Origin of the sequence: Lacihabitans sp. CCS-44, from assembly GCF_024343735.1 — a bacterium.
Lineage (GTDB): Bacteria > Bacteroidota > Bacteroidia > Cytophagales > Spirosomataceae > Leadbetterella.
This window is the reverse complement of the sequence record NZ_RJUE01000055.1, coordinates 121,414-144,233: the sequence shown is the minus strand read 5'-3', so window position 1 is coordinate 144,233 and position 22,820 is coordinate 121,414. Positions and strand designations below refer to the sequence as shown.

At 37.5% G+C, this 22,820-nt stretch carries 17 protein-coding genes and 1 tRNA gene; 7 read left to right on the top strand and 11 right to left on the bottom strand.

Annotated features, from left to right (window positions below; all coding sequences use genetic code 11):
* Positions 1-4 precede the first annotated feature (4 nt).
* Positions 5-1,348, top strand: coding sequence for an adenylosuccinate lyase (gene purB, locus EGI26_RS10810; protein ID WP_255078259.1), 1,344 nt, complete (start codon positions 5-7; stop codon positions 1,346-1,348).
* Positions 1,349-1,366: 18 nt separating this feature from the next.
* Entirely contained in the window at positions 1,367-3,421 is a 2,055-nt protein-coding gene (locus EGI26_RS10805; protein WP_255078258.1) for a hypothetical protein, read from the top strand.
* A 53-nt stretch (positions 3,422-3,474) separates the two neighbouring features.
* On the opposite strand, the gene fabD is transcribed toward EGI26_RS10805, so the two are convergent.
* The 5 genes from fabD to ilvD form a co-directional block, all read right to left on the bottom strand.
* Positions 3,475-4,359, bottom strand: coding sequence for an ACP S-malonyltransferase (gene fabD / locus EGI26_RS10800; protein WP_255078257.1), 885 nt, complete (start codon positions 4,357-4,359; stop codon positions 3,475-3,477).
* 220 nt (positions 4,360-4,579) lie between these two features.
* Positions 4,580-5,623: a ketol-acid reductoisomerase gene (ilvC, locus tag EGI26_RS10795; RefSeq protein ID WP_255078254.1), complete on the bottom strand. Its 1,044-nt coding sequence runs from the start codon at positions 5,621-5,623 to the stop codon at positions 4,580-4,582.
* Positions 5,624-5,731: 108 nt separating this feature from the next.
* Positions 5,732-6,268 (bottom strand): acetolactate synthase small subunit, encoded by a 537-nt coding sequence (gene ilvN / locus EGI26_RS10790; protein WP_255078253.1) that lies wholly within the window; start codon positions 6,266-6,268, stop codon positions 5,732-5,734.
* 41 nt (positions 6,269-6,309) lie between these two features.
* Entirely contained in the window at positions 6,310-8,049 is a 1,740-nt protein-coding gene (ilvB, locus tag EGI26_RS10785) for a biosynthetic-type acetolactate synthase large subunit (RefSeq protein WP_255078252.1), read from the bottom strand.
* Positions 8,050-8,117: 68 nt separating this feature from the next.
* Positions 8,118-9,800, bottom strand: coding sequence for a dihydroxy-acid dehydratase (gene ilvD, locus EGI26_RS10780; protein WP_255078250.1), 1,683 nt, complete (start codon positions 9,798-9,800; stop codon positions 8,118-8,120).
* A 539-nt stretch (positions 9,801-10,339) separates the two neighbouring features.
* Between ilvD and EGI26_RS10775 the strand changes: the two genes are divergently transcribed.
* Complete coding sequence (locus EGI26_RS10775; protein WP_255078248.1) at positions 10,340-11,953, top strand: hypothetical protein; 1,614 nt, start codon at positions 10,340-10,342, stop codon at positions 11,951-11,953.
* 287 nt (positions 11,954-12,240) lie between these two features.
* Here EGI26_RS10775 and EGI26_RS10770 read toward each other — a convergent pair whose 3' ends face one another.
* From EGI26_RS10770 to EGI26_RS10760, 3 genes are all read right to left on the bottom strand, one after another.
* Positions 12,241-14,637: an outer membrane beta-barrel protein gene (locus tag EGI26_RS10770; protein ID WP_255078247.1), complete on the bottom strand. Its 2,397-nt coding sequence runs from the start codon at positions 14,635-14,637 to the stop codon at positions 12,241-12,243.
* 678 nt (positions 14,638-15,315) lie between these two features.
* Positions 15,316-16,515, bottom strand: coding sequence for an argininosuccinate synthase (locus tag EGI26_RS10765; protein ID WP_255078245.1), 1,200 nt, complete (start codon positions 16,513-16,515; stop codon positions 15,316-15,318).
* 149 nt (positions 16,516-16,664) lie between these two features.
* The gene (locus tag EGI26_RS10760) at positions 16,665-17,465 is read right to left on the bottom strand and encodes a M48 family metalloprotease (RefSeq protein ID WP_255078243.1); all 801 of its coding nucleotides are present in this window, start codon (positions 17,463-17,465) and stop codon (positions 16,665-16,667) included.
* A gap of 178 nt (positions 17,466-17,643) precedes the next feature.
* On the opposite strand from EGI26_RS10760, the gene EGI26_RS10755 reads away from it, so the two are divergent.
* Positions 17,644-18,630 carry a ribonucleotide-diphosphate reductase subunit beta gene (locus EGI26_RS10755; protein ID WP_255078242.1) on the top strand — a complete coding sequence of 329 codons (987 nt, stop codon included), beginning with the start codon at positions 17,644-17,646 and terminating at the stop codon, positions 18,628-18,630.
* Positions 18,631-18,724: 94 nt separating this feature from the next.
* Here EGI26_RS10755 and EGI26_RS10750 read toward each other — a convergent pair whose 3' ends face one another.
* The 3 genes from EGI26_RS10750 to udk form a co-directional block, all read right to left on the bottom strand.
* On the bottom strand, positions 18,725-19,099 hold the full coding sequence (locus EGI26_RS10750) for a hypothetical protein (RefSeq protein WP_255078240.1): 375 nt from the start codon (positions 19,097-19,099) through the stop codon (positions 18,725-18,727).
* A gap of 3 nt (positions 19,100-19,102) precedes the next feature.
* Entirely contained in the window at positions 19,103-19,336 is a 234-nt protein-coding gene (locus EGI26_RS10745) for a hypothetical protein (protein WP_255078238.1), read from the bottom strand.
* Between the two features lie 127 nt (positions 19,337-19,463).
* On the bottom strand, positions 19,464-20,084 hold the full coding sequence (gene udk, locus EGI26_RS10740; protein WP_255078237.1) for a uridine kinase: 621 nt from the start codon (positions 20,082-20,084) through the stop codon (positions 19,464-19,466).
* A 134-nt stretch (positions 20,085-20,218) separates the two neighbouring features.
* On the opposite strand from udk, the gene EGI26_RS10735 reads away from it, so the two are divergent.
* From EGI26_RS10735 to EGI26_RS10725, 3 genes are all read left to right on the top strand, one after another.
* Positions 20,219-21,013: an SDR family NAD(P)-dependent oxidoreductase gene (locus tag EGI26_RS10735; RefSeq protein ID WP_255078234.1), complete on the top strand. Its 795-nt coding sequence runs from the start codon at positions 20,219-20,221 to the stop codon at positions 21,011-21,013.
* Positions 21,014-21,134: 121 nt separating this feature from the next.
* A tRNA-Gln gene (locus EGI26_RS10730) sits at positions 21,135-21,205 on the top strand.
* 129 nt (positions 21,206-21,334) lie between these two features.
* Positions 21,335-22,816 (top strand): DUF4301 family protein, encoded by a 1,482-nt coding sequence (locus tag EGI26_RS10725; protein ID WP_255078231.1) that lies wholly within the window; start codon positions 21,335-21,337, stop codon positions 22,814-22,816.
* The last annotated feature ends 4 nt before the right edge of the window (positions 22,817-22,820 follow it).

Genomic DNA, 22,820 nt, shown 5'->3' with positions numbered 1-22,820 from the left:
TAATATGCAATTAAATTCTTTAAGTGCCATTTCGCCTATAGATGGTAGGTATCGCAGACAAGTGGAAGATTTGGCCGACTATTTCTCCGAATTTGGCCTCATAAAATACAGAGTGAGGATAGAAATCGAGTATTTCATAGAACTTTGTGAACTTCCGCTACCACAACTATCTGATTTTCCTAAAAATCTGTATGCCGAACTGAGAAATATTTACTTGAATTTTTCAGAAGAAAATGCCCTTGAAATTAAAGAAATAGAGAAAACGACCAATCACGATGTGAAGGCTGTTGAATATTTTATAAAAAAACGTTTCGAAAACTTCGGAATCGAAAAATACTCGGAGTTTATACATTTTGGATTGACTTCACAAGACATCAACAACACCTCCATTCCACTATCACTGAAAGAAGCTCATGACACAGTGTTTTTCCCCAACTTGATGGCAGTAGTGGAGCAAATTCAAGAATTGGCCGAAGCTTGGAAGACGATTCCAATGTTGGCTAAAACCCACGGTCAACCAGCCTCCCCTACTCGACTGGGCAAAGAAATGAAGGTATTTGTAGAAAGATTGGTGAACCAAATTGGCCTTTTGGCAGCTATTCCATATTCCGCAAAATTTGGTGGTGCCACTGGAAATTTCAACGCCCATTTTGTGGCTTATCCAGAAACCAACTGGGTGGATTTTGGGAATAAATTCGTAAATACTACGCTAGGACTTAGCCGTAGCCAAACCACAACACAGATAGAGCACTATGACAATCTTGGGGCTTATTGTGACAACCTAAAACGTATCAATACCATACTTTTGGATTTTTCACGTGATGTATGGCAATATGTTTCGATGAATTATTTCAAACAGAAAATCAAGGCTGGAGAAATTGGCTCTTCGGCTATGCCACATAAAGTAAATCCGATAGACTTTGAAAACGCTGAGGGGAATTTAGGTATCGCAAATGCACTTTTCGAGCATTTTTCGGCCAAATTGCCAATTTCGAGACTCCAGAGAGACTTGACAGATTCAACAGTTTTAAGAAACCTAGGTGTACCTTTGGCTCATACTTTAATTGCCTTAAAATCACTACTTAAGGGCATAGGAAAATTGGAATTGAACCAGGCCGCAATTGACGCTGACTTGGAAGAAAACTGGGCTGTAGTGGCAGAAGCGATACAAACGGTGTTGCGTAGAGAGGGCTTCCCGAAACCGTATGAGGCCTTGAAAGACTTGACACGTAAAAACGAAAAAATCACAGAAAGAGCCATTAAAGAGTTCATAGAGACCTTGGATATTTCTGAAAAAACAAAGTATGAGTTAAAACAAATAACTCCCTTTACTTTTACAGGAGTGTAAATAAATAAGCTTTTGATAATGAACAAACTAAACAAGCTTTCTATTGCATTTTTTGTATGCTTTATGGCTCTCAGTTTGTTCATTCTTACAGATATTTTTGTAAACTACCCTATTCTAGACGATTTTGGTGCCATCGTGAATTTTATTGTGGACTATCTAAAAACTACTGGTTTTAGGGAAACCATAAAACTACTTTTTTCTCAAAACAACGACTTCCGATTGGTAGTTTTGAAGCTCATCACGCTTTTTGATTATTACATATTTGGGCAAGTCAACTTTGAGCATTTAAGAATCATCGGCTTCTCTTTTTTCCTCAGTACGCTGTTCTTTTTTTTCAGGTTAGGCAGATTTCAAACTTCAAAATTCTTTTACTTTTTACCCGTCCCTTTACTCTTGATTTCTTTCGCTTATGCCGAAATCAATAGTTTGGCCATGGAATCACTCTCACATTTTGTGGTGATTTTCTTTGTGGTTTCTTGTCTTTATTATCTTTTTGAAACTAAGAAAATTGTTCTACCTATCCTACTTTTGATTTTAGGAATATATTCAAATGGAAATGGCTTATTGTTGGTCCCGATAGGTATTTTGGGGCTTCTAATAACTAAAGATTACAAAAGACTTGGCATTTGGAGCCTTTTCTCTGCTTTGGCTATTTTTGTTTTCTTTCTAGACTACGAAAAAGGAAATACCCCTTTAGATGCATCTGTCTTTAAACGAATAGCCTACGTTTTCCCTATATATTTGGGAGGAATCGGTGGAATGGAATCCATAAAAATCAACATGATATTTGGCATTTTGGGAATCATTCTAGCCATTTACTTTCTAATTATAAAAAAATCTTACCAGAACAACACCGCTCTGTCAGCATTAATGCTTTTCTTTCTGGGCACTTACCTGCTCATATCATCTAAAAGGCAATATACAGATTCCACGGCACTACTCAGAGGTGCTTACCTGATAAACAGTCTTTGTATTTTTGTTACGTTTTATATTCTTTTTTATAAAATCAATTTATCCAAATGGATCGAATCCAAAAACACTAAACTTGCAAATTGGTCTTTTATTGCAATATTTATTATCTGTTTGGTTTACCAAGCAAGAAATTACACAAAGTGGATTCAAGTTTTTGGATATCAAAAAAGGGCAATTCAGTCCGTGTTGGTAATGATTTCAGGAAACACCAAACAACTCTATACGGACGAAGGAACAATTCATAATATTCCGTTAAACATGCGTCCCGGACTTGACACCTTGATCAAAAGAGGTGTTTTTGACAATTCAGATGCCTTGGAATCATTAATTGTCAAGCCTTTAAGTTTAAATTCAAGTGAAATTTCGGGAGAACTCAAAAACAAAATAGACATCCTGAGTATAGATGGAACACAAATAGTTGAAAATCCGTACATAACTGTCTCTGCAAAAATCAAAGACTATTTGAAAAATCCTTTAAATAGCTTAGGAATAGTTTGTAATCAAAATGGCGTAAAAAACTATTACGAAATTCCACTCAAAAACGACAAGCTGTTTCTCTTAAAACCTGTAAAGGGCAGAGATTTTTATTTTGAGTTTATGATTCCAAAGAAAATACTAAAAAGTGGCAGTTTTGAGTTGACTTTCTTGAAGTTTGAAAACAAAAGAATATTTCAATCGAGAGAAACACTGAAAATAAATTGGAATGGCCAGACAAATTCAAATTTGGCTTTATCAAAATTCATTAATTTGGATATAAAGAACTCCTCAACAGACTCCCTCAGTAAACCTGAGTTCTATGAAGCATATTACAATGGCCAAAAGCATGAAATTTTCGTAGAATTAGACGCTACACAGAAAGAAAACACCAACTATTTGCAGTTCACGGATACCGAAAGCATAAGGAATTTTCAAATAGAGCTTACTGCTAATAAAGACCTTAGTGAAAAAAATCCAGCAAACGTTATTTTTAGCCAAAGCGAAGCCAAATCTTTTTTAAAAAACAGAAGCGGCCTTTTCAAATTATCTCTGATTAGTAAAAAAGGAGAAGAAAACTATAAAACCTATCCTTTGAAATCGCTATACTATTTCAGATTCTATTAAATAAAAAAAGAGTCTTTTCAGACTCTTTTCATACTCTAAGCTATATTTTTCGATTATACACCCGCTGTTTCTACCTCAGGTGAAATCTTCTTCACTAAACCTTGTAATACTTTACCGGGTCCACATTCTACAAATTTTGTGGCACCGTCAGCCACCATGTGTTGCACACTCTGGGTCCAACGTACGGGTGCAGTCAATTGGTGAATAAGATTCATTTTGATGTGTTCAACCTCAGTAAATGGCTTGGCACTTACGTTTTGGTAAATCGGACAAATAGGAGTTTTAAATTCTGTACTTTTAATCGCCTCAGCCAATTCTTCACGAGCTGGCTCCATCAAAGGTGAGTGAAAAGCACCGCCTACTTGAAGAACCAAAGCACGCTTGGCACCTGCTTCTTTCATTTTCTCACATGCTATGTTTATTCCTTCAATACTGCCCGAAATCACCAATTGACCTGGGCAATTGTAATTTGCAGCAACGACTACTTCCTTGGTTTCGGCATGCACTGTTGCACAAACTTCTTCTACTTTTTCGTCTGAAAGATTCAAAACTGCAGCCATTGTTGATGGATTTAATTCACAAGCTTTTTGCATCGCATCGGCACGTTTTGCTACTAATCTAAGTCCATCTTCAAAAGACAATGCACCAGCGGCCACCAAAGCCGAAAACTCGCCTAAAGAGTGTCCTGCAACCATATCGGGCTTGAAATCCTCGATGGTAGTAGCCAAAATAACCGAATGTAAAAATACTGCTGGCTGTGTCACATTGGTTTGTTTGAGCTCTTCGTCAGTGCCTTCAAACATTATTTTTGTAATATCAAATCCTAAAATCTCATTGGCTTTGTCAAAAAGAGCCTTGGCCTTTTCGTTGGTTTCGTAAAGTTCCTTTCCCATGCCACTAAACTGTGCACCTTGTCCTGGAAATACGTATGCTGTCATCTTATCAGAGGTTTTGTTTATGGTGCAAAATTAGTTAAAAAGTCTGTAAGTTGGTATGTTAGTAAGTTGGGAAGTTAGAAAGTTGGCAAGAGGGAGCATTGCGTATTTCAATAATTACGATCTGCCTTCGTTCTTGTCCTCACAAACGAACAGTATTGTTATAAACCAAAAAATCCCCGAACTGCTTCGAGGATTTTTGAATATCGAAAGAAAATATTTCTTAGCTGTTTTCTGGTCTAAGGCTTCTTACAGTCTTGCCAGCTCTCCACATTTCTGATTCACGAAGTTCTGCCAACTCCACTTCCAATTTCTCACGGTAGTCTGGCTGAGAGTTACGCTCAATAGAAATAGAGGCTTCGTTTTGAGTAACAACAGAGTTGTATAATTTCTCAAAAACAGGTTTTGTAGCATCACGGAAAGGTTTCCACCAGTCCAAAGCACCTCTTTGAGCAGTTGTAGAACAGTTGGCGTACATCCAATCCATTCCGTTTTCTGCTACCAATGGCATCAACGATTGTGTCAATTCTTCAACAGTTTCATTGAAAGCTTCTGAAGGTGAGTGACCATTTGCACGCAATACTTCGTATTGAGCAGCAAAAATACCTTGGATAGCACCCATCAAAGTTCCTCTTTCCCCTGTAAGGTCAGAAGAAACTTCTTTGTAGAAATCTGTCTCGAACAAATAGCCTGAACCTACACCGATAGCCATAGCGATACATTTCTCACGAGCTTTGCCAGTAGCGTCTTGGTAAACTGCGAACGATGAGTTCAAGCCTTTACCTTCTACAAACAAACGACGTAGTGAAGTACCCGATCCTTTTGGAGCAGCCAAAAATACGTCTACATCCGCTGGAGGAACGATACCCGTTTTTTCTTTGTAAGTGATACCAAAACCGTGCGAGAAATACAGAGATTTTCCTGGAGTAAGGTATTTTTTAACAGTTGGCCAAAGCTCAATTTGAGCGGCATCTGAAAGCAAATAACAAATGATTGTTCCTTTTTCAAGAGCTTCTTCGATTTCGAAAAGTGTTTCACCTGGTACAAATCCATCAGCGATAGCTTTGTCGTAAGTTTTACCTTTACGTTGTCCAACTATTACCGGAAGACCGTTGTCACGCATGTTCATAGCTTGACCAGGACCTTGCACACCATATCCAATCACAGCGATAACCTCGTTGCTTAATACTTCTCTTGCTTTTTCAAGGGGAAATTCTTCTCTTGTTACTACTTCCTCCTCAACACCACCAAAATTTAACTTTGCCATTTATATACTATTTTGTTTTAGAAAATCGAACAATATGTTCTACGTTATATTTAAAAAAATCTCAAAAACGCTGCAAATTTCCGAATAAATTCGGCGAAATTCAAATTATCACAGATAATATTCCCATTCTTGGTCTTCAGGAAGATATTCCACCAACCCTTGTGGTGTTTTACCAACTGCTACACGGCCTGAACGAACAAACTCAATGATACCATGAGGTTTAAGGTATCTAAAAAAGTCAAAAATCTCTTCCTCAGTACCTGTTTTTTGTATAGTCACATAATCTAACTCCCAGTAGACCACCCAAGCTTTATAAATACGATTAATGGTGTCTATATCTAAGGCTTTGCCTCCCATTGGAGTGGATATTTTGAAAAGTGCAATCTCGTTATAAACGATTTCATCATTCAAATACCCAAATACTGCCAAAACTTCCACAATTTTCCTGATTTGGCGAACCAACTTTTCTACTTCTTCACGTTTCTCGTGTTTGATCACAATAGTGAAACGCGAAACGCCCTTTCTTACTGTTTCAGAAACTGTAAGGCTTTCTATATTTATTCTTCTACGCGTAAATATTACCGTGATTTTGTTCAAAATCCCGATGCTGTTTTCGGTAAATACACAGATCGTATATTGCGTCATAATTTTTCTCTTTTGCTGTAAATGTTGCTTTAAACTTCGATTTAAGTAAGTCTGATTTCACTTACACTACGACCTGCAGGTACCATAGGAAATACGTTCTCTTCTTTTTCAACCACCACTTCCAATACGTATCCACCATCATGTGCTAACATTTTGTCTATTGCTTCACTTAATTGATCCCTCTCCGTGATTTTTTCTCCTTCAAGTCCGAATCCTTTAGAAATCATAATGAAATCTGGATTTTGAAGCTCCACAAATGAATATCTTTTTTCAAAAAACAACTGCTGCCATTGACGCACCATTCCAAGATAATTATTATTCAAAATAATCAACTTCACTGGCAATTTACTTTGAGCTATCGTACCCAACTCCTGGATTGTCATTTGGAAGCAACCATCGCCTATGAATGCAATAACTTCTCTGTCTGGGGCTCCCATTTTAGCACCCAAAGCTGCTGGAATGGCAAATCCCATGGTTCCTAATCCACCAGAAGCTATGTAAGAATTATGTCTTTTAAACTCAAAATACCTTGCCGTAACCATCTGATGTTGACCCACATCCACTACTACACAAGCCTCACCTTTGGTTTTATCTGACACCATTTTCACCACCTCGGCCATTTTTATTTGACCTTCAAACTTCAAGTCTCTGTCTGTTACAGCCTCTTTTTCTTTCGGTTCAAGTTTTCTGAATTCGTTTTTCCAGCCTGTATAATCGCCTTTTTTAACCAAAGGGGTAAGGAGATTCAGAACCTCTTTTACGTCACCAATTACTGGGGCTTCCGTTTTTTTTATTTTTTCTATTTCGGCTGGATCTATCTCGATATGAACAATCTTTGCTTGTTTGGCAAAAAGTGAAGCATCACCCGTTACTCTATCATCAAAACGCATACCGATGGCTATCAAAACATCACATTGATCGGTCATGACATTTGGAGCGTACATGCCGTGCATACCCAACCAACCCATGTAGTTAGGGTGATCTATTGATATTCCTGATAAGCCCAAAAGGGTACTGGCACAAGGAATGTCTGTTTTCTCCACAAACTCCCTGAACTCCTCCATAGCTTCTGAAATCAAAACACCATGTCCAAAAAGTATATAAGGTCTTTTTGCTTTATTTATCAGCTCCGCTGCCTTTTCCACTTGATCCATCTTCGGAACTCTACGTGGATGGTATCCAAGAAGCCCTTCCACCGGTTTATATTCAAAAGGCTTAGTCATACTTTTGACTTGAGCATCTTTAGTGATGTCGATCAAAACAGGGCCTGGCTTTCCTGCTCTGGCAATAAAGAATGCTTTGGCTAATATTCCTGGAATTTCGTCGGGATCTGTTACTTGATAATTCCATTTGCAAATAGGAGTGGTGATGCCAATCACATCCGTTTCTTGAAAAGCATCAGTACCTAGCAAATTAGAGGCTACTTGTCCTGTGATGGCTACCATGGGTGTACAGTCTATTATTGCGTCAGCAATTCCAGTCACCAAATTGGTTGCACCTGGGCCAGATGTAGCCATACATACGCCTACTCTACCGCTTGATCGGGCATAGCCTTCGGCGGCGTGAGAAGCACCTTGTTCATGTCTTACAAGTATATGATTTATACGGTCGGTATAGTCATAAAGGGCATCGTAAATAGGCATAATGGCTCCGCCAGGATACCCAAAGATGGTATCTACGCCTTCAGCTACAAAGCATTCCATCAGTGCCTGACCTCCAGACAAAAACTTCACTTCTTCTATTTTAATTTCTTCTTCCATGAAAGCTATTTCTTTACTCATGGTATTATTGGTTTTGTTTGTTTTCTCTTGAAATCAATCTTTTTAGAATTCAGGTTTGTTTCTGAAAATCACAAATCTGTAACACAGCCTTTGCTGGCTGAGCTTACGTTTTTGATGTATTTTCTCAAAACTCCTTTTGTAAACGGCGACGGGATTTGCTTCCATTGTGCTCTTCTTACGGCCAGTTCTTCATCTGATACATGCAAATTCAATTGGTTATTTTCTGCATCTATTGTAATCATATCACCGTCTTTTACCAATGCTATGTTTCCTCCGTCAAAGGCTTCTGGAGTAACATGACCCACAACAAATCCGTGCGTACCACCTGAAAAACGTCCGTCAGTAATCATCGCCACCGAGTTTCCAAGACCAGCTCCCATCACTGCCGAAGTTGGTTTTAGCATTTCAGGCATACCTGGTCCGCCTTTTGGTCCCTCGTTTCTGATAACTACTACATGGCCGGGCTTTATTTCACCTTTCGATAAAAACTCAATCACTTCTTCTTCTGACTCACAAACTTTGGCTGCACCTTCAAACTTTAAGCCTTCTTTGCCAGTGATTTTGGCCACTGCCCCTTCTGTAGCCAAGTTGCCATAAAGAATTTGTAAATGCCCACTTGGTTTAATAGGTTTAGAAAGCGGGTGAATGATTTTTTGGTTTTCAAACTCCAACTCGACCACATCTGCAAGATTCTGTGCAATTGTTTTGCCAGTAATGGTCATACAGTCGCCGTGTAATAAGTTATTATTCAACAAATACTTCATCAAAGCAGGCAAGCCGCCTATCGCGAGCATATCTTCCATATAATATTTGCCAGATGGCTTCAAGTCTGCCAAGAAAGGTACTCTATCTGAAATCGCCTGAACGTCTTTCAATGTAAAATCTACATCAGCCGCATGAGCAATCGCCAAGTAATGCAAAACGGCATTGGTAGAACCTCCAAGAGCCATTACTACGGTCATAGCATTTTCAAATGCCTTACGAGTCATGATATCCTTTGGAAGAATATTGAGTTCCAACATGTTTTTCATGGCAGCACCTATAGCAATACACTCTGCTACTTTTCCTTCATGCGTAGCTGGATAGCTCGACGAGTTTGGTAGGGTCAAGCCCATTGCTTCCATAGAAGATGCCATGGTATTGGCCGTATACATACCTCCACAAGCACCTGCACCTGGGATAGCATTCTTTATAACTCCTTCATAATCTTCATCTGAGATATTTCCTGCGAATTTCTTCCCAAGTGCCTCAAATGCCGAAACGATATCCAATTTTTGTCCTTTGTATTCGCCCGAGCGGATAGTTCCACCGTAAACCAACATAGCAGGGCGGTTTAATCTAGCAATGGCTATCATGGCTCCGGGCATGTTTTTGTCGCAACCGACCACCGCAATTACGCCGTCGTACCATTGTGCAGCCACTACGTCCTCAATAGAATCGGCGATCAAATCACGACTTGGTAATGAATAACTCATACCGTTGTTGCCGTTTGTCATACCGTCTGATACACCTATCGTATGAAAAATAAGACCTACCATGTCGTTGGCCTGAATCCCTTTCTTTACATGAACAGAAAGTCCATTTAAGTGCATATTACATGTATTGCCCTCATAACCAGTACTTGCAATACCGATTTGTGGCTTTTGCATGTCATCTGAAGAAAGACCGATACCGTAAAGCATGGCTTTGGCAGCCGGATTCGTGATTTCTTGCGTTAGGGTTCTACTGAACTTATTGAGGTTTTGCGACATTTTAATTTTAAAGTAAATTGTTAATTAGCGAAATTTCGCTAAAATACTTATTTCAACTTTACAAATAAAAAAACATAAAATAATAATTACAAATAAAACTTGTAAAAATCGGCAGCAATAGGCCTCCTTGTTGAATTAGTGAAATATCACACTTAAAAAAGTACAATTATTTAGAGTCCATTCCCTCCACATTGAACATATCGAAGCCCTCGTTTTTCTTTTTTTGGCCGAAATTGTAGCGAATATTGATGCCAAAACGACGAGAATCGCAGCTAGAGCACCAAAATCATCATTAGAATTCCAGGAATGTTGAAACGGAAAATATATGAATCACCTGCATTTTGGATACATCTAAAATTTAGTAAATGAAATTAGAAATGAAATCACAAAAAAAACACGCCTTTTAGATTTAATCCAATATTATAATATTCACAGCTCGGTTAATGAGAACTCGTTAATAACCGAATAATAAATTTCAAAAAATCCAATTGGAATTAAATGATTTTAATCTTAGCTTGCGGTCAACAGAACGATACGATATGTCAAAATTTTTACTTACAATATCAACCTTATTTATCTTACTCGGTTGTGAAAAAGCAAATGAAATAGAAAGCCAAACCCCTAAACAAACTTTACCACCCACAGTGACTAATGTAGTGGCAACACTTAACCCTAATGGAAAACATGTGACAGTAAGTTGGGATTTGTCCACTGTTCCAGAGAATGGAATATTGAGTTACTACATCTATGCCCCAGATAAGATTAAAATAGAGCCTATTAAAGAAAAAAACGGACAATTGTCATATACAATAACCGATTTACCATTAAATTATGAACTAAATGGTAAGTTAGAAATTTGCGACTCTAAAGATAGATGTAGTACCTCAACATTTAGCGTCAAAACATCTTCGGAAATAAAAATCGCAGATGTAGAATTTGAAAAATACTTGATATACCGTAAATATGATTCTGAGGGATTATTAGATGGAAAAATACAAGAAATAGATAGGAATAAAATAACTGAAATGTTAATTTATTCCAATGATAAAGCAGAGTTTGATATTACTAAAATTAAAGATTTAAGTGGAATTGAACTTTTTACAAATCTGGAATCCCTCGGCCTTCTAAATTCGGAAGTTGAATTTTTGGATTTTTCCAATAACCCAAAAATTAAAACAATAATCCTAAAAGGCAAATTCAAAACCCTCAACTTAAAGAAAAACGTTAATCTTGAAATTTTAGGAGTTGATTCACCGACATTAGACAATTTAGACGTTAGGGAAAACATCAATCTAAAAACCCTTTCTTTCAATACAAATTTTTCATCAATAGACTTATCTAAAAATTCAAAAATCGAAGTATTAGAGGTTTCTCCTAAAATCGAATTTGTCGACCTATCTAAACTACTCAACTTGACTACCTTTGGATCAGGCGGATACACAAAAATAGAAGGCAAAAATGTAAGTCTCGGGACTTACTCGTACAGTGAAAATAAACTTACTTCAATAGATCTAAGTCAAAACAAGAAATTAAAATCATTCTATATGAGACATGCTCTTATTTCCGAATATAATTTTAATAACAATCTAGAATTAGAAAATATTAATGTTTTCAATTTTGTTATTAATTCTTTAAGTGCGGGTGTAATAACAAAAAGCTACAAGGTTAAAATACCTTATATCAGTCTAGAAAAAAATCAAAAAATCAAAAACTTAACGCTAAATGGATTAGGATTAGAGGAAATAACCCTACCAAAAAAAATTTCTATTCTGGACCTAACAGAAAATGATTTATCAACACTGAATATTAGTCATTTAGAAAATTTGGAAAAAATTTATGTAAGAAAAAATAAATTAACGGAGCTTGTGTTTCCTCCGAATAGTAATAATTGGGTTTCAATTCAGGCTGATTTTAACAATCTTTCTAAAATAGATATTACAAAAATTAAATACCTCTCTTCACTGGCCATTACATATAACAGCCTTTCCGAATTGGATCTTAGGAATATTTATAACGTGGACAAAAGTCAAATTGTAATATCCTCTAACCCACTAAAAAAAATTTGCGTTCCTGATGTTGTTAAGGCTCGAAACAGCATATTATCAAAAATTTGGTTAGTTGATAATATAAATGTTGTTCAAAACTGTAATTAGTTATTTTTAGTATTTTATTCATAAAAAGATATGGCTAATTTTCAGCTTAACTTTCTAAATTTTTTTTTCAGTATTTAAAGTTTACAAAAGAAGAGTGGCTTGAGTTAATCAAGTCCAAGAATATTCAGAAATCCCAAAAATCTCAACCATTGAAACCTAGAGTAAGCCGATCTCAAAGAAATGTTTTTGCGAGAGAACAAAAAAATAGCCTCACAATAAATAAACCGAAAAATACATTGCAAGGCAATCTTAATTCTACTCAAAAAAAATATCGAAAAAAAGTACAATTATTTAGAGTCCATTCCCTCCACATTGAACATATCGAAGCCCTCGTTTTTCTTTTTTTGGCCGAAATTGTAGCGAATGTTGATGCCGAAACGACGAGAATCATTTCTGCGGAAGCCTGTGGCATTGATGTTTCCTTGGTTCAGTGTAAAGGAATAGTTATTAGAATAAAACAAATCTCGCATCTGGGCAGTAACCACCAATTTCTTATTAAAAAACTGCCTATTGATACTCAAATCTAGGTTGCCAAAATTGCTGAGTTCATAAAATTGTTGTTGTCCATTGGTCCTGAAAAAACCATTGAGATAAACTGACGAATTAGCGTCGATTTTCAACTGATGAAAGGTAAAGAAAGACCAAGTTCCTTTAGAGAAAGTGATGGGTTTACTATCCACTTGCCCTTCATAATCGTTAAACATAAACATAGTACCCACCACAAAAAAGTACTTTTTGCCAGGGGGAACAGCACCCAAAAGCCTGAAATACGTTTCTGTATTCTTACCCAAATTCTGATAAGTTCTGTACGAAACTCGAGCATCTGACTTGTCCTGAAGCACCACAGAAGTGAAAATATCCTTCACGTAATTGCGGCCAATGGCGAAAATCGGCCTTTCATCAAAACTGATATTGGCTTCAATATTGTTGGTAAACTGTGGTCTAAGCGATGGATTTCCGGCCTCGTAAATGTATTGATCCACAAAGCGTGGAAATGGATTCAGGTATTCATAAACTGGCCTACTAATGGTTCTGCGTGCTATCAAATATCCACGAAGGTCATAAGAAGCGATTTTGAAAAGTTTGCGACTGAAGAAAACATAAGGAAAAAGGTCAGTTCTGTTGATACTAAAAGTGGTATCCGAGGGAATCGTCTGTTGGCCTTTCATTACGGTATTTTCTAACCTAGCTCCGGTCTTCAACACATACTTTCCGAAGGATTTTGACATTTGGACATAAGCCGCATTGATGTTTTCAAAATAATCAAAGGCGTTAGTTCTAAAAGCATCTTTTGCCGTGATACTATTTCTGGTTATGGTATATTCGGTTTTAGAATCAAAATTCTGAATTGAGGTTTTCAAACCCGATTCAAGCGTCAATTTCTTTGGAAAAAGATATTTGAAATCCAAAGTAGAAGCAAACAATGTACGAGAATTGAGCCAGTCGCCCGTTCCACCGAAACTGCTTGGTGTCGGCATCACAAAGGTGGTGTTATAATCCTGGCCTCCATTGGTCTCAAAATAATCTAAAGACGCATCAAGCTTTAATTCAGAGCCCTTCTCATCGAATTTATATTTGGCATTCACGCCTTGGTTAATGTTGTAGTTTTGAGTATTATTCTCTACCAAATTTGTGTTTTGAGAAAACTTCTCCGTAAAGCTGGCAGAATTCACAACCTCACTATTGTTTTCGATTCGGCTTTGATTGTCGTTAAAACTTAGTCTTCCATCATACCCAATTTCTAGTTTTTTAGAAAGGTCAAAATTTGCCCCAAAACCAGAGAAAATACTGTAAGCTGGGAAAATTGAATAGCTTTCTGTATTCAGATTTCGATTTTCTGTTCCCAAAACACGCTCAAAAACCGATTCGTCAAACGATTTGCGGTGGTTGAAGTTCAGATTGAGATACGAGCTTCGGGTTTCTAAACTTCGGTTGAGATTTATACCTACAAACTGATTCCCGAATCTACCTTGATTGAAACCTGCGTTTATAGTACCCGTTCTTCCCAATTTTACGCCTTTTTTCAGAACCACATTCACTGCTCCACCGGAACTCGAGGCATCCATACTGGCCGATGGGGTTCTGATAATCTCTATTTTTTCGATACTATTCGGCGGCAAACTTTTGAGAATAGAAGCAATATCAGAAGGCCCCAGTTTTTGTTCGCGTCCATTGATATAAATTCTAGCCGGACTTGAGCTATTGAGATAAACATTGCCGTCTTGATCCACAAAAAGCCCGGGCGTTTTTTCTATCAATTCAAAGGCATTGGTACTCATACCAGCCAGAGGCTCAGGATCTACTATGGTTTTGTCGTCCTCTTGTGTCATAAGCGGCTTTTTGGCCGTTACGGTAACCGAACTAAGCGTCTGAGAATCATCCTGCAGAGTAAAAATATAGGCTTTACCCTTTTCAGAAGTATTTATAATTGAGGTAAAAGGTTTGTACCCCACCGAACTAGCTTTCAAAAGATAAATAGAATTGGATTTAAGATTAAACTCCGCCCTTCCAGAAGTATCCGTGAAATTATTTAACTGAAAAGATTTATTCAAAGAATCTCTTAAGTTCACGGTAACGCCAAATAGTGGTGACGAAAACTTATCGACAAACTTTAATTGTATTTTTTGTGAAAAAGCTTGAAGACCGGTGAATAAATAAATAAAAATGAGGATTAGTTTTTTCATCAAAATAGAAGGTAATTTCCAAGCCTAAAAATCAAAATTAACAGTTTAAAATTAATTTACATAAGATAATTTGACGAGTGGCTTTCAGAAATAATTTTCTCTAATCTATATTTTCTGACCAAACCCAATTAGGGCTATTTTTTGATACTTTTGTTTTCGACGAAAGTCAAACGGAATTTAATTTTGATATCCACAGGCTAAAGCCTGTGGCAATTTAATAGACCCTCAATAAAATAATATTAAATTGCTCATTTATGAATTGACAGCAATAATGACACATACAACTTTGACTTTAGCCAGAACTTCCATTTCTCAATATTTCGAATATTATCATATTGAGATTCAATTCTAATCCCAATAGTTGAAAATTTTTCGCAATTAAAACTAGGCATCAAAGAGTGATATTCCATGGCCTCCTGCTTTAGCTGGAGGCTAAAAATGAACAAGAAGAAATTTGGCTTTAGCCAAACCTTTAAATCCAAAACCTTTAATACCTTGACAAAGTTTTCACGAGGAATTCGGAATATTATTCAATGTTTTTTTGTAAAATATTTCGCGTTAAATTCAAAATCCACAGCAAAGAATACGAACCGCGAAAAATGAGTCCTAAGTCTATTCACAAAAAAAGCCGATTCCCCAAAGAAACCGGCCTTTTCAAATATCCTAAAACACTAAATTTCACTTCTTCTCCGCCAATTCCTGAATTTTTTGATGAATCATCACTTGGTTGGAGGCTATTTTTGAGAAACCTCTTACGTCGTCACCTGACCAAGCGTTGTTCATTTCTCCGTAACTACCAAATACTGGTGACATCAGGTCATAGTCTGATTTGATACCCAAAATCTGGAAATTATAAGGAGCCAACTGTACCCTTACCACGCCCGAAACATTGCTTTGGCTATTATCAAAATAAGCTTCAATGTCACGCAAAACTGGCTCATTAAACTGACCTTCGTGTAGTAACATCCCGTACCATTCGGCCAGGTTTTGTTTCCAGTATTGTTGCCATTTAGTCAGTACATGTTTCTCTAGCAAATGGTGTGATTTTATGATAATCAATGGTGCAGCAGCTTCGAAACCCACACGACCCTTGATACCGATAATGGTGTCGCCCACGTGTGTATCACGGCCAATGGCATACGGAGAGGCCAATTCATGCACTCTTCTGATGGCTTCTACTGGATTTTTAAATCTGCGATTGTTTACAGCTTTAAGCTCACCTTTAACAAATTCTAAGGTTATTTCACTCGGCTTTTTCTTGGTCAATTGTGTCGGCCAAGCACTTTCAGGCAGATTATCCCAAGAGTTCAGGGTTTCTTTTCCACCTACCGAAGTTCCCCAAAGGCCTTGGTTGATAGAATACGTCGATTTGTGCCATTCACGCACCACACCTTTTGCTTTTAAAAACTCTATTTCCTCTTCTCTCGATAGTTTCAAATCTCTGATGGGCGTGATAATTTCTGCTTCTGGAACTATAATTCTGAAGGCCATATCAAAACGCACTTGGTCATTACCAGCACCTGTTGAACCATGGGCTATGGCAGTTGCTCCAATAGATTTGGCATATTCTGCCACGGCGATGGCTTGAAAAATACGCTCAGCACTTACCGAAAGCGGATAAGTGTTGTTCTTGAGGATATTTCCAAAAACCAGATATTTGATACACTCTTTGTAGTATTTGTCTGCCACTCTGGCGGTATAGTGAGATTTTACGCCTAATTCATAGGCTTTTTTCTCGATGTCAGCTACTTCAGCGTCTGTAAAGCCACCCGTATCAACCAACACAGAGTGCACTTCCATGCCTTTTTCTTCGCCCAAATATTTCACACAAAAAGATGTGTCTAAACCACCACTGTAAGCCAAAACTACTTTTTTCATCTATCTGATTTTAAATGCCCCAAAAATTTCCGCAAAATTAGGACTTTAAGTGTTTAGTTGGAAGTAATATTAAGTATAGTTTATCCCTGAAGCCAAAAAAGTCTCGTTGACCCTGGCCAACGAGACTTCAACAATTCCTGAAAGATAGCTCAACGCATTTCCTTTTTATATTTTTCGATGTGTTCTTTAATTCTACCAATTCGGTTGTCGGGACTGGGATGCGAACTCATAAATTCGTCTCTACTCCTACCGCCTGAGGCCTCGGCCAGAATCTCCATCACCTCTATCATAGACTCTGCATTATAGCCAGCTTTGAGCATATATTTTACGCCAAATTCATCTGATTCCAACTCATCGTCTCTACCAAATTTCATGAGCTTCATTTGAGCCACATAGTTAGCTATTTGCGAAGCTCCCATGTCGCCTGCAGCGGCTGTAGCAGCTCCAGCCAAACCTTGATAAAACTCCGATTTAGCCATTTGTTCTGACGAATGTCGGTAGACGACATGGGCAATTTCGTGACCTAGAACACCCGCAATTTGATCCTTAGACTTAAGCCTACTTAACAAGCCTACTGTAATAAATACCTGTCCGCCAGGAAGTGCAAAAGCATTAACCGTTTGTGGATCACGCAAAACATGAAAATCAAATTGGTAAGGATTACCGTGCCCAAAAGACTCCACCTCGTTGTTGAAAGTTTGCACTAACTCTCTCCCAATAGCCTTAATTTCCTGTTGCACTTTGTCGTCAGGATATAGTCCGCCGTACTCTTGAGCCATCTGAGGAGCAGACTGCAAACCCATGGCCACCTCCTCCATTGGAGACAAGCTAACTTGCTGTTTTTCACCAGTTAATGGATTTTCTTGCGTTTTTCCATAATAACTCAACAGAGCCATTCCGGCCATCACCAAGCCTATTACCAATCTTAATTTTAAGCCGTTACTATTCATATTTATGAAATTATTTTCAACATTCTAAACCTAAAATTAGGATAAATTGCAAACAAAAAAAACGGTTTAGAGTTAATAAAATGATAGAACGGAAAAAAGGCAAAAAAATATTTTTGTTACTGATTTTTTGATGTAATTTTGAAATACTGAATGAAAAAAAATATACTACTCTTAAATAATGACAGACGCAGACCTAAAACTCACCGAACCTTTACTCATTGAAGACCCAAACAGATTCGTAATTTTCCCCATAAAGCACTCAGATATTTGGGAATTTTATAAAAACGCCGAAGCTTCATTTTGGACAGCCGAAGAATTGGATTTATCGCAAGATACCAAAGACTGGGAAGCCATGAATGATGGCGAGCGTCATTTTATTTCGCACGTTTTGGCATTTTTTGCAGCATCAGATGGTATTGTAAACGAAAACCTCGCTGTTGGTTTCCTTTCAAACGTACAATTTCCTGAAGCCAAATGTTTTTATGGTTTTCAGATAATGATAGAGAATATCCATGCAGAAGTATACTCGCTTTTGATAGACACTTACATCAAAGACCAAAAAGAAAGAGACAGATTGCTGCATGCTATTGATCATATCCCTTGTGTGGCAAAAAAGGCAGCTTGGGCGATGCGTTGGATTGAAAACGGAAATTTTATTGAGCGTTTGATTGCCTTTGCAGCTGTTGAGGGTATATTTTTCTCCGGATCATTCTGTTCGATTTTCTGGCTTAAAAAACGCGGTTTGATGCCAGGTTTAACGTTTTCAAACGAGTTGATTTCGAGAGATGAAGGCTTGCACAGGGATTTTGCTTGTATGCTGTACACAGAGTATATAAAAAACAAAATGAATCCTGAAGATGTAACGAAAATAATTACTGACGCAGTAGAAATAGAAAAAGAATTTGTTTCGGATTCATTGCCGGTTTCACTAATTGGTATGAACGCACCACAAATGTGCCAATATATAGAATTCGTTGCAGATCACCTTTTGGAGCAATTGCAATTGCCTAAAGTTTACAACGCCACCAATCCATTTGATTTCATGGACTTAATCTCCCTTCAGGGCAAAACCAATTTCTTTGAAAAAAGAGTTGGAGAATATCAAAAAGCTGGTGTAACATCTGACAGAGAAAAAATGTCATTCTCATTGGACGAAGACTTTTGATTTGAACTTAGTTTTTTAGAAATAACAATAAAAGCCTCACTCAGAAAGTGGGGCTTTTGACATTTACCATTAACCTAAACTACCTTAATTCTATCTAAATCATGTCCGCAATAACCAGCGGACACACCTTACAAGCCCTTGTGCCGTCTTGGGCAAACCAGCGGCAATCATTCATGATTGGGCAATTCTGAGCTTTAACTTCCTGCACCTGCGATTCCAAAGTCAGAACTTTGTCAACAACTCCGCATTTTTCACCCGTCCATTGCCTACAGCCTCTTTCGGCACATGTATTGGTATATCTAAATCTTGCTTCGGGATTTCCACGGTTGTTACCAGCCTTAATAAGCTCAGCGTCCAAAGGCACCACATGAGGAAGAAATTTCACGAAACCATCGTTACCCACAATACCGAAAAGCGATGCCCCTTCGCTGTTGGTAGCGGAAGGGCATGCGTACTTTTGTTTTTCCATTGTTCAAAAAGGCTTGAAAGTCTTGGCTTTGTTGAGCAAGGTTTCGTTTTTGAATTTTTTAAGCCAAATACCCAACCACTCAGGATTGATACGAAGCTTGGTACCGATTGACTTACTGATTTGGGAATTTACCAAATGCCTGGCCACCAATCCGTTAACTTCTTTCTCAAGCCCTTTCAGTTGACTATCAGACAAGTCAAATCCTTCAAGAACGATTTCTAATTTTTGATTTCTCATGGCTATAAATTTTAACAGTTTTCATGATGTAAAGCTACACCAATCAACTAAGCCATTTTAGCGTAGAATGTCGTAATTTTAAGTAAGGTAGAAATACTTTGTGAGCAAGTAAAAAAGACCAAAATGTCTATTTTTTGAGGATATTTTGCAAAAAAGCCGTCAAGATTTTAAGTCCGTTTTCAAAATGTTTGTTGTTGTTAATGATGATGTCTGCGTCTTGTTTGGTAGGTTTTATGAATTTTTCATAAGTTGGAGCTACGTGGTTTTCCCACCTATAAAGTACAGAATCAAGGTCGTAACCACGTTCATTGTTGTCTCTGATAATTCTTCGGCGGATTTTGATATGCTCCAAGGCATCTATAAACACCTTAAGATTAAGTAGTGCAGAAATGTAAGGATCGTGAAAAACAAAAATACCTTCAACCACTATTATAGGAGCAGGTTTGAAAACAAGAATATTGGGTTCTTTGTCAAAAATATCGAAGGTATATTCTGGCATTCTTACCTCTTTTCCGTTTTTGAGGTCGTTGATATGTTGCGAAAACAACTCAAAATCGATAGACTCGGGCAAGTCGAAATTCTCGACTTTGTTATTGTCTTTTGGTACCAAATCACGGGTTTTGTAATAATTATCTTGCGAAATAAGACAAACCTCGTCTTTAGTAAAATGGCTCAGTAAACTATGAAGAAAATACGTTTTACCCGAAGCACTACCTCCCGTAATACCGATTATGTAAGGCTTAGCCATTTAAATTACCAAAATTGTTAAAAAATTAAAATTTCGGATACAAAACTAATAAATCTCGCTGTGGAATTGGCCATTTTTGGACAGAAAACATTTTTTCCAAACCATTATATTTCAAATTTCGTTGTGAAATAACTATGAATACAATATCAATTTTAGGCAGCGGTTGGCTAGGAAAACCCTTAGCATTGGCTTTTTTGACAAAAAACATGGAAGTAAAAGGCAGCACAACAAGCCCAGAAAAAATAGAAGCTTTGAAAAATAGCGGGATCAATGCCTACCAAATAGCTTTTCAACCAGAATTTATTGGTAAAACTTCTTTCTTTGACTCCGAAATATTGATTATAAATATCCCCCCCAAAGCGAAGGCATTAGGAGAAGAATTTCACCTTAGACAAATAGAAAATATTCTGTCCGAATGCAAAAAGTCTGAAAAGCTTAAGAAGATATTATTTGTAAGCTCCACCTCGGTGTATCCCAACATCGAAAAAGAAATGATAGAAGAAGATGCTAACCCGTCGCATTTTCTATTTATGGCGGAAAATCTTGTGATTGACTTTTGTAAAAATTTCAGAAAACAATATTTAGTAGTACGATTTGGCGGACTGATGGGCTATGACAGAAATCCCTGTAAATATTTTTCAGCACAAACTTCCGCCGATTTTTCGAGGGTAAACTATATCCATCAAGATGACGCCGTGGGGGCCATAGCGAGTTTGGTAGAAGAAAATATTTGGGACGAAACTTTTAATATTGTAAGTCCAGAGCATCCAACAAGGGCGGAGATTTGGGCCACTTGTAGCAAAAACACCAAACCTAAGAGTGATAAAAACAGAGATTCTTCAAAAAAAACGATATCAGCCGAAAAGTTTTCCCAAAAAAGCAATTATCAGTTCCTATTTCCTGACCCTTTGGCATTCAAGTATTTATAAGATTTTGACAAACCATAAAGCCTTCAAAAGGTAGTATGCTCAAAAATAGTTTCAAAGATTTTTCGAAAACTACTTGGAAGAATTAGACACTTGGCTTAATTTTGCACCCACATTACAGGATTGGCTTATGGTGTAATGGTAACACAGCGGTTTTTGGTGCCGTTATTCCAGGTTCGAGCCCTGGTAAGCCAACAAAAAAAGTCGCTTTCGAGCGACTTTTTTGTTTTTTATCCCCTTCTAGCTTCATTTTCCTTTTGAATACTTGCTTATCCTAAAACTTTTTGCCTAATTGAATTCCAAATAATATTCAATTCTTTACCCATGAGTTTTACCGAAAAAGACCTTAAACAAATAGCCGATCGTGGCAGCGATTTAAAGACAATTGAGCAACAAATAGATAACTTCAAGGAGGGTTTTCCGTTTATGACCGCCAAAAGAGCCGCCACAATAGGTGACGGAATGATAAAGCTTGAAGAAAAAGAACTCAATGAATATCTGGAGCTTTTTAATCAGGAAGCGGCTAAAAAGAAACTTTTGAAGTTTGTACCAGCCTCAGGAGCGGCCAGTAGGATGTTTAAGTCGCTTTATGCAGCCAAAGACGAGGGCAAGTCAGACAAGTCAGTGGAACAATACCATGAGCAAATCAAATCTTTTGCTTTCTACAAGAGCCTATCCAATTTCTTAAAAACCAACGAAAAACAAGAACAATTGGAGGCCCTTTTAGGCTCAAATGGACTTGACTACGGCAACTTACCGAAAGGATTATTGGAGTTTCACGCATACGGCGATTCTACCCGAACTGCTTTAGAAGAACACCTGGTTGAAGGTGCTCAATATGCCAACAACAAAGGTAAAGTAAGACTACATTTCACGGTTTCGCCTGAGCACAGAAAAAAGTTCAAAGACCTCATAAGCAAGGTTTTGAAAAGCTATGAAGCTGAATACAGTGTAAAATTTGATATATCGTTTTCAGAACAAAAAGCCTCCACTGACACTATTGCGGTAGGCATGGACAACGAACCGTTTTTAGATGGAAAAGGCAATTTGCTTTTCAGACCAGCCGGACATGGAGCTTTACTCGAAAACCTAAACGATGTAGATGCCGATATAATTTTCATTAAAAATGTAGACAATGTGGTGCCGGATCATTTAAAAAGTGAAACTATACTCTACAAAAAAGCATTAGCAGGTTTGCTGTTAAGTTTTCAAAAACAGATTTTCTATTTCCTGAAAAGACTCGAAAAACCCGAGCCCTCGGTTTATATGGTAAATAAGGCCATCAGATTTATCAAGGAAAATCTAAGTGTAGAAACTCCCAAAGGATTTAGAAATTGGTCGCCAGAGGAGAAATACAAGTTTGCGATTTCGAAACTCGATCGCCCGCTCAGAATCTGCGGTATGGTAAAAAACGTGGGAGAGCCAGGTGGTGGACCATTTTGGGCTAAAAACAGTGACGAATCTATCTCACTACAGATTGTGGAATCGGCTCAGTTTGACATGAAAAACAAAAAGCAGAAAGAGATTTTTGAGAAAGCTACACACTTCAATCCCGTGGATTTGATTTGTGCCACTAAAAATCATAAAAAAGAAAAATACGATTTATTAAAATTCCGAGACCCAAAGACAGGATTCATAACAGAGAAATCGCAAAGTGGAAAAACCCTGAAAGCCCAAGAATTGCCAGGGCTATGGAACGGAGCCATGTCTGACTGGAATACATTGTTTGTGGAAGTGCCTTTGATTACTTTTAATCCTGTAAAAACCGTGAACGATTTACTCCGAAAAGAGCACCAACCCGCTTAATATT

Bases quoted from the DNA above. Each gene is read 5' to 3' on its own strand.
- purB (WP_255078259.1), top strand. From the start codon at position 5: ATGCAATTAAATTCTTTAAGTGCCATTTCGCCTATAGATGGTAGGTAT.
- EGI26_RS10805 (WP_255078258.1), top strand. From the start codon at position 1,367: ATGAACAAACTAAACAAGCTTTCTATTGCATTTTTTGTATGCTTTATG.
- fabD (WP_255078257.1), bottom strand. From the start codon at position 4,359: ATGACAGCATACGTATTTCCAGGACAAGGTGCACAGTTTAGTGGCATG.
- ilvC (WP_255078254.1), bottom strand. From the start codon at position 5,623: ATGGCAAAGTTAAATTTTGGTGGTGTTGAGGAGGAAGTAGTAACAAGA.
- ilvN (WP_255078253.1), bottom strand. From the start codon at position 6,268: ATGACGCAATATACGATCTGTGTATTTACCGAAAACAGCATCGGGATT.
- ilvB (WP_255078252.1), bottom strand. From the start codon at position 8,049: ATGAGTAAAGAAATAGCTTTCATGGAAGAAGAAATTAAAATAGAAGAA.
- ilvD (WP_255078250.1), bottom strand. From the start codon at position 9,800: ATGTCGCAAAACCTCAATAAGTTCAGTAGAACCCTAACGCAAGAAATC.
- EGI26_RS10775 (WP_255078248.1), top strand. From the start codon at position 10,340: ATGTCAAAATTTTTACTTACAATATCAACCTTATTTATCTTACTCGGT.
- EGI26_RS10770 (WP_255078247.1), bottom strand. From the start codon at position 14,637: ATGAAAAAACTAATCCTCATTTTTATTTATTTATTCACCGGTCTTCAA.
- EGI26_RS10765 (WP_255078245.1), bottom strand. From the start codon at position 16,515: ATGAAAAAAGTAGTTTTGGCTTACAGTGGTGGTTTAGACACATCTTTT.
- EGI26_RS10760 (WP_255078243.1), bottom strand. From the start codon at position 17,465: ATGAATAGTAACGGCTTAAAATTAAGATTGGTAATAGGCTTGGTGATG.
- EGI26_RS10755 (WP_255078242.1), top strand. From the start codon at position 17,644: ATGACAGACGCAGACCTAAAACTCACCGAACCTTTACTCATTGAAGAC.
- EGI26_RS10750 (WP_255078240.1), bottom strand. From the start codon at position 19,099: ATGGAAAAACAAAAGTACGCATGCCCTTCCGCTACCAACAGCGAAGGG.
- EGI26_RS10745 (WP_255078238.1), bottom strand. From the start codon at position 19,336: ATGAGAAATCAAAAATTAGAAATCGTTCTTGAAGGATTTGACTTGTCT.
- udk (WP_255078237.1), bottom strand. From the start codon at position 20,084: ATGGCTAAGCCTTACATAATCGGTATTACGGGAGGTAGTGCTTCGGGT.
- EGI26_RS10735 (WP_255078234.1), top strand. From the start codon at position 20,219: ATGAATACAATATCAATTTTAGGCAGCGGTTGGCTAGGAAAACCCTTA.
- EGI26_RS10725 (WP_255078231.1), top strand. From the start codon at position 21,335: ATGAGTTTTACCGAAAAAGACCTTAAACAAATAGCCGATCGTGGCAGC.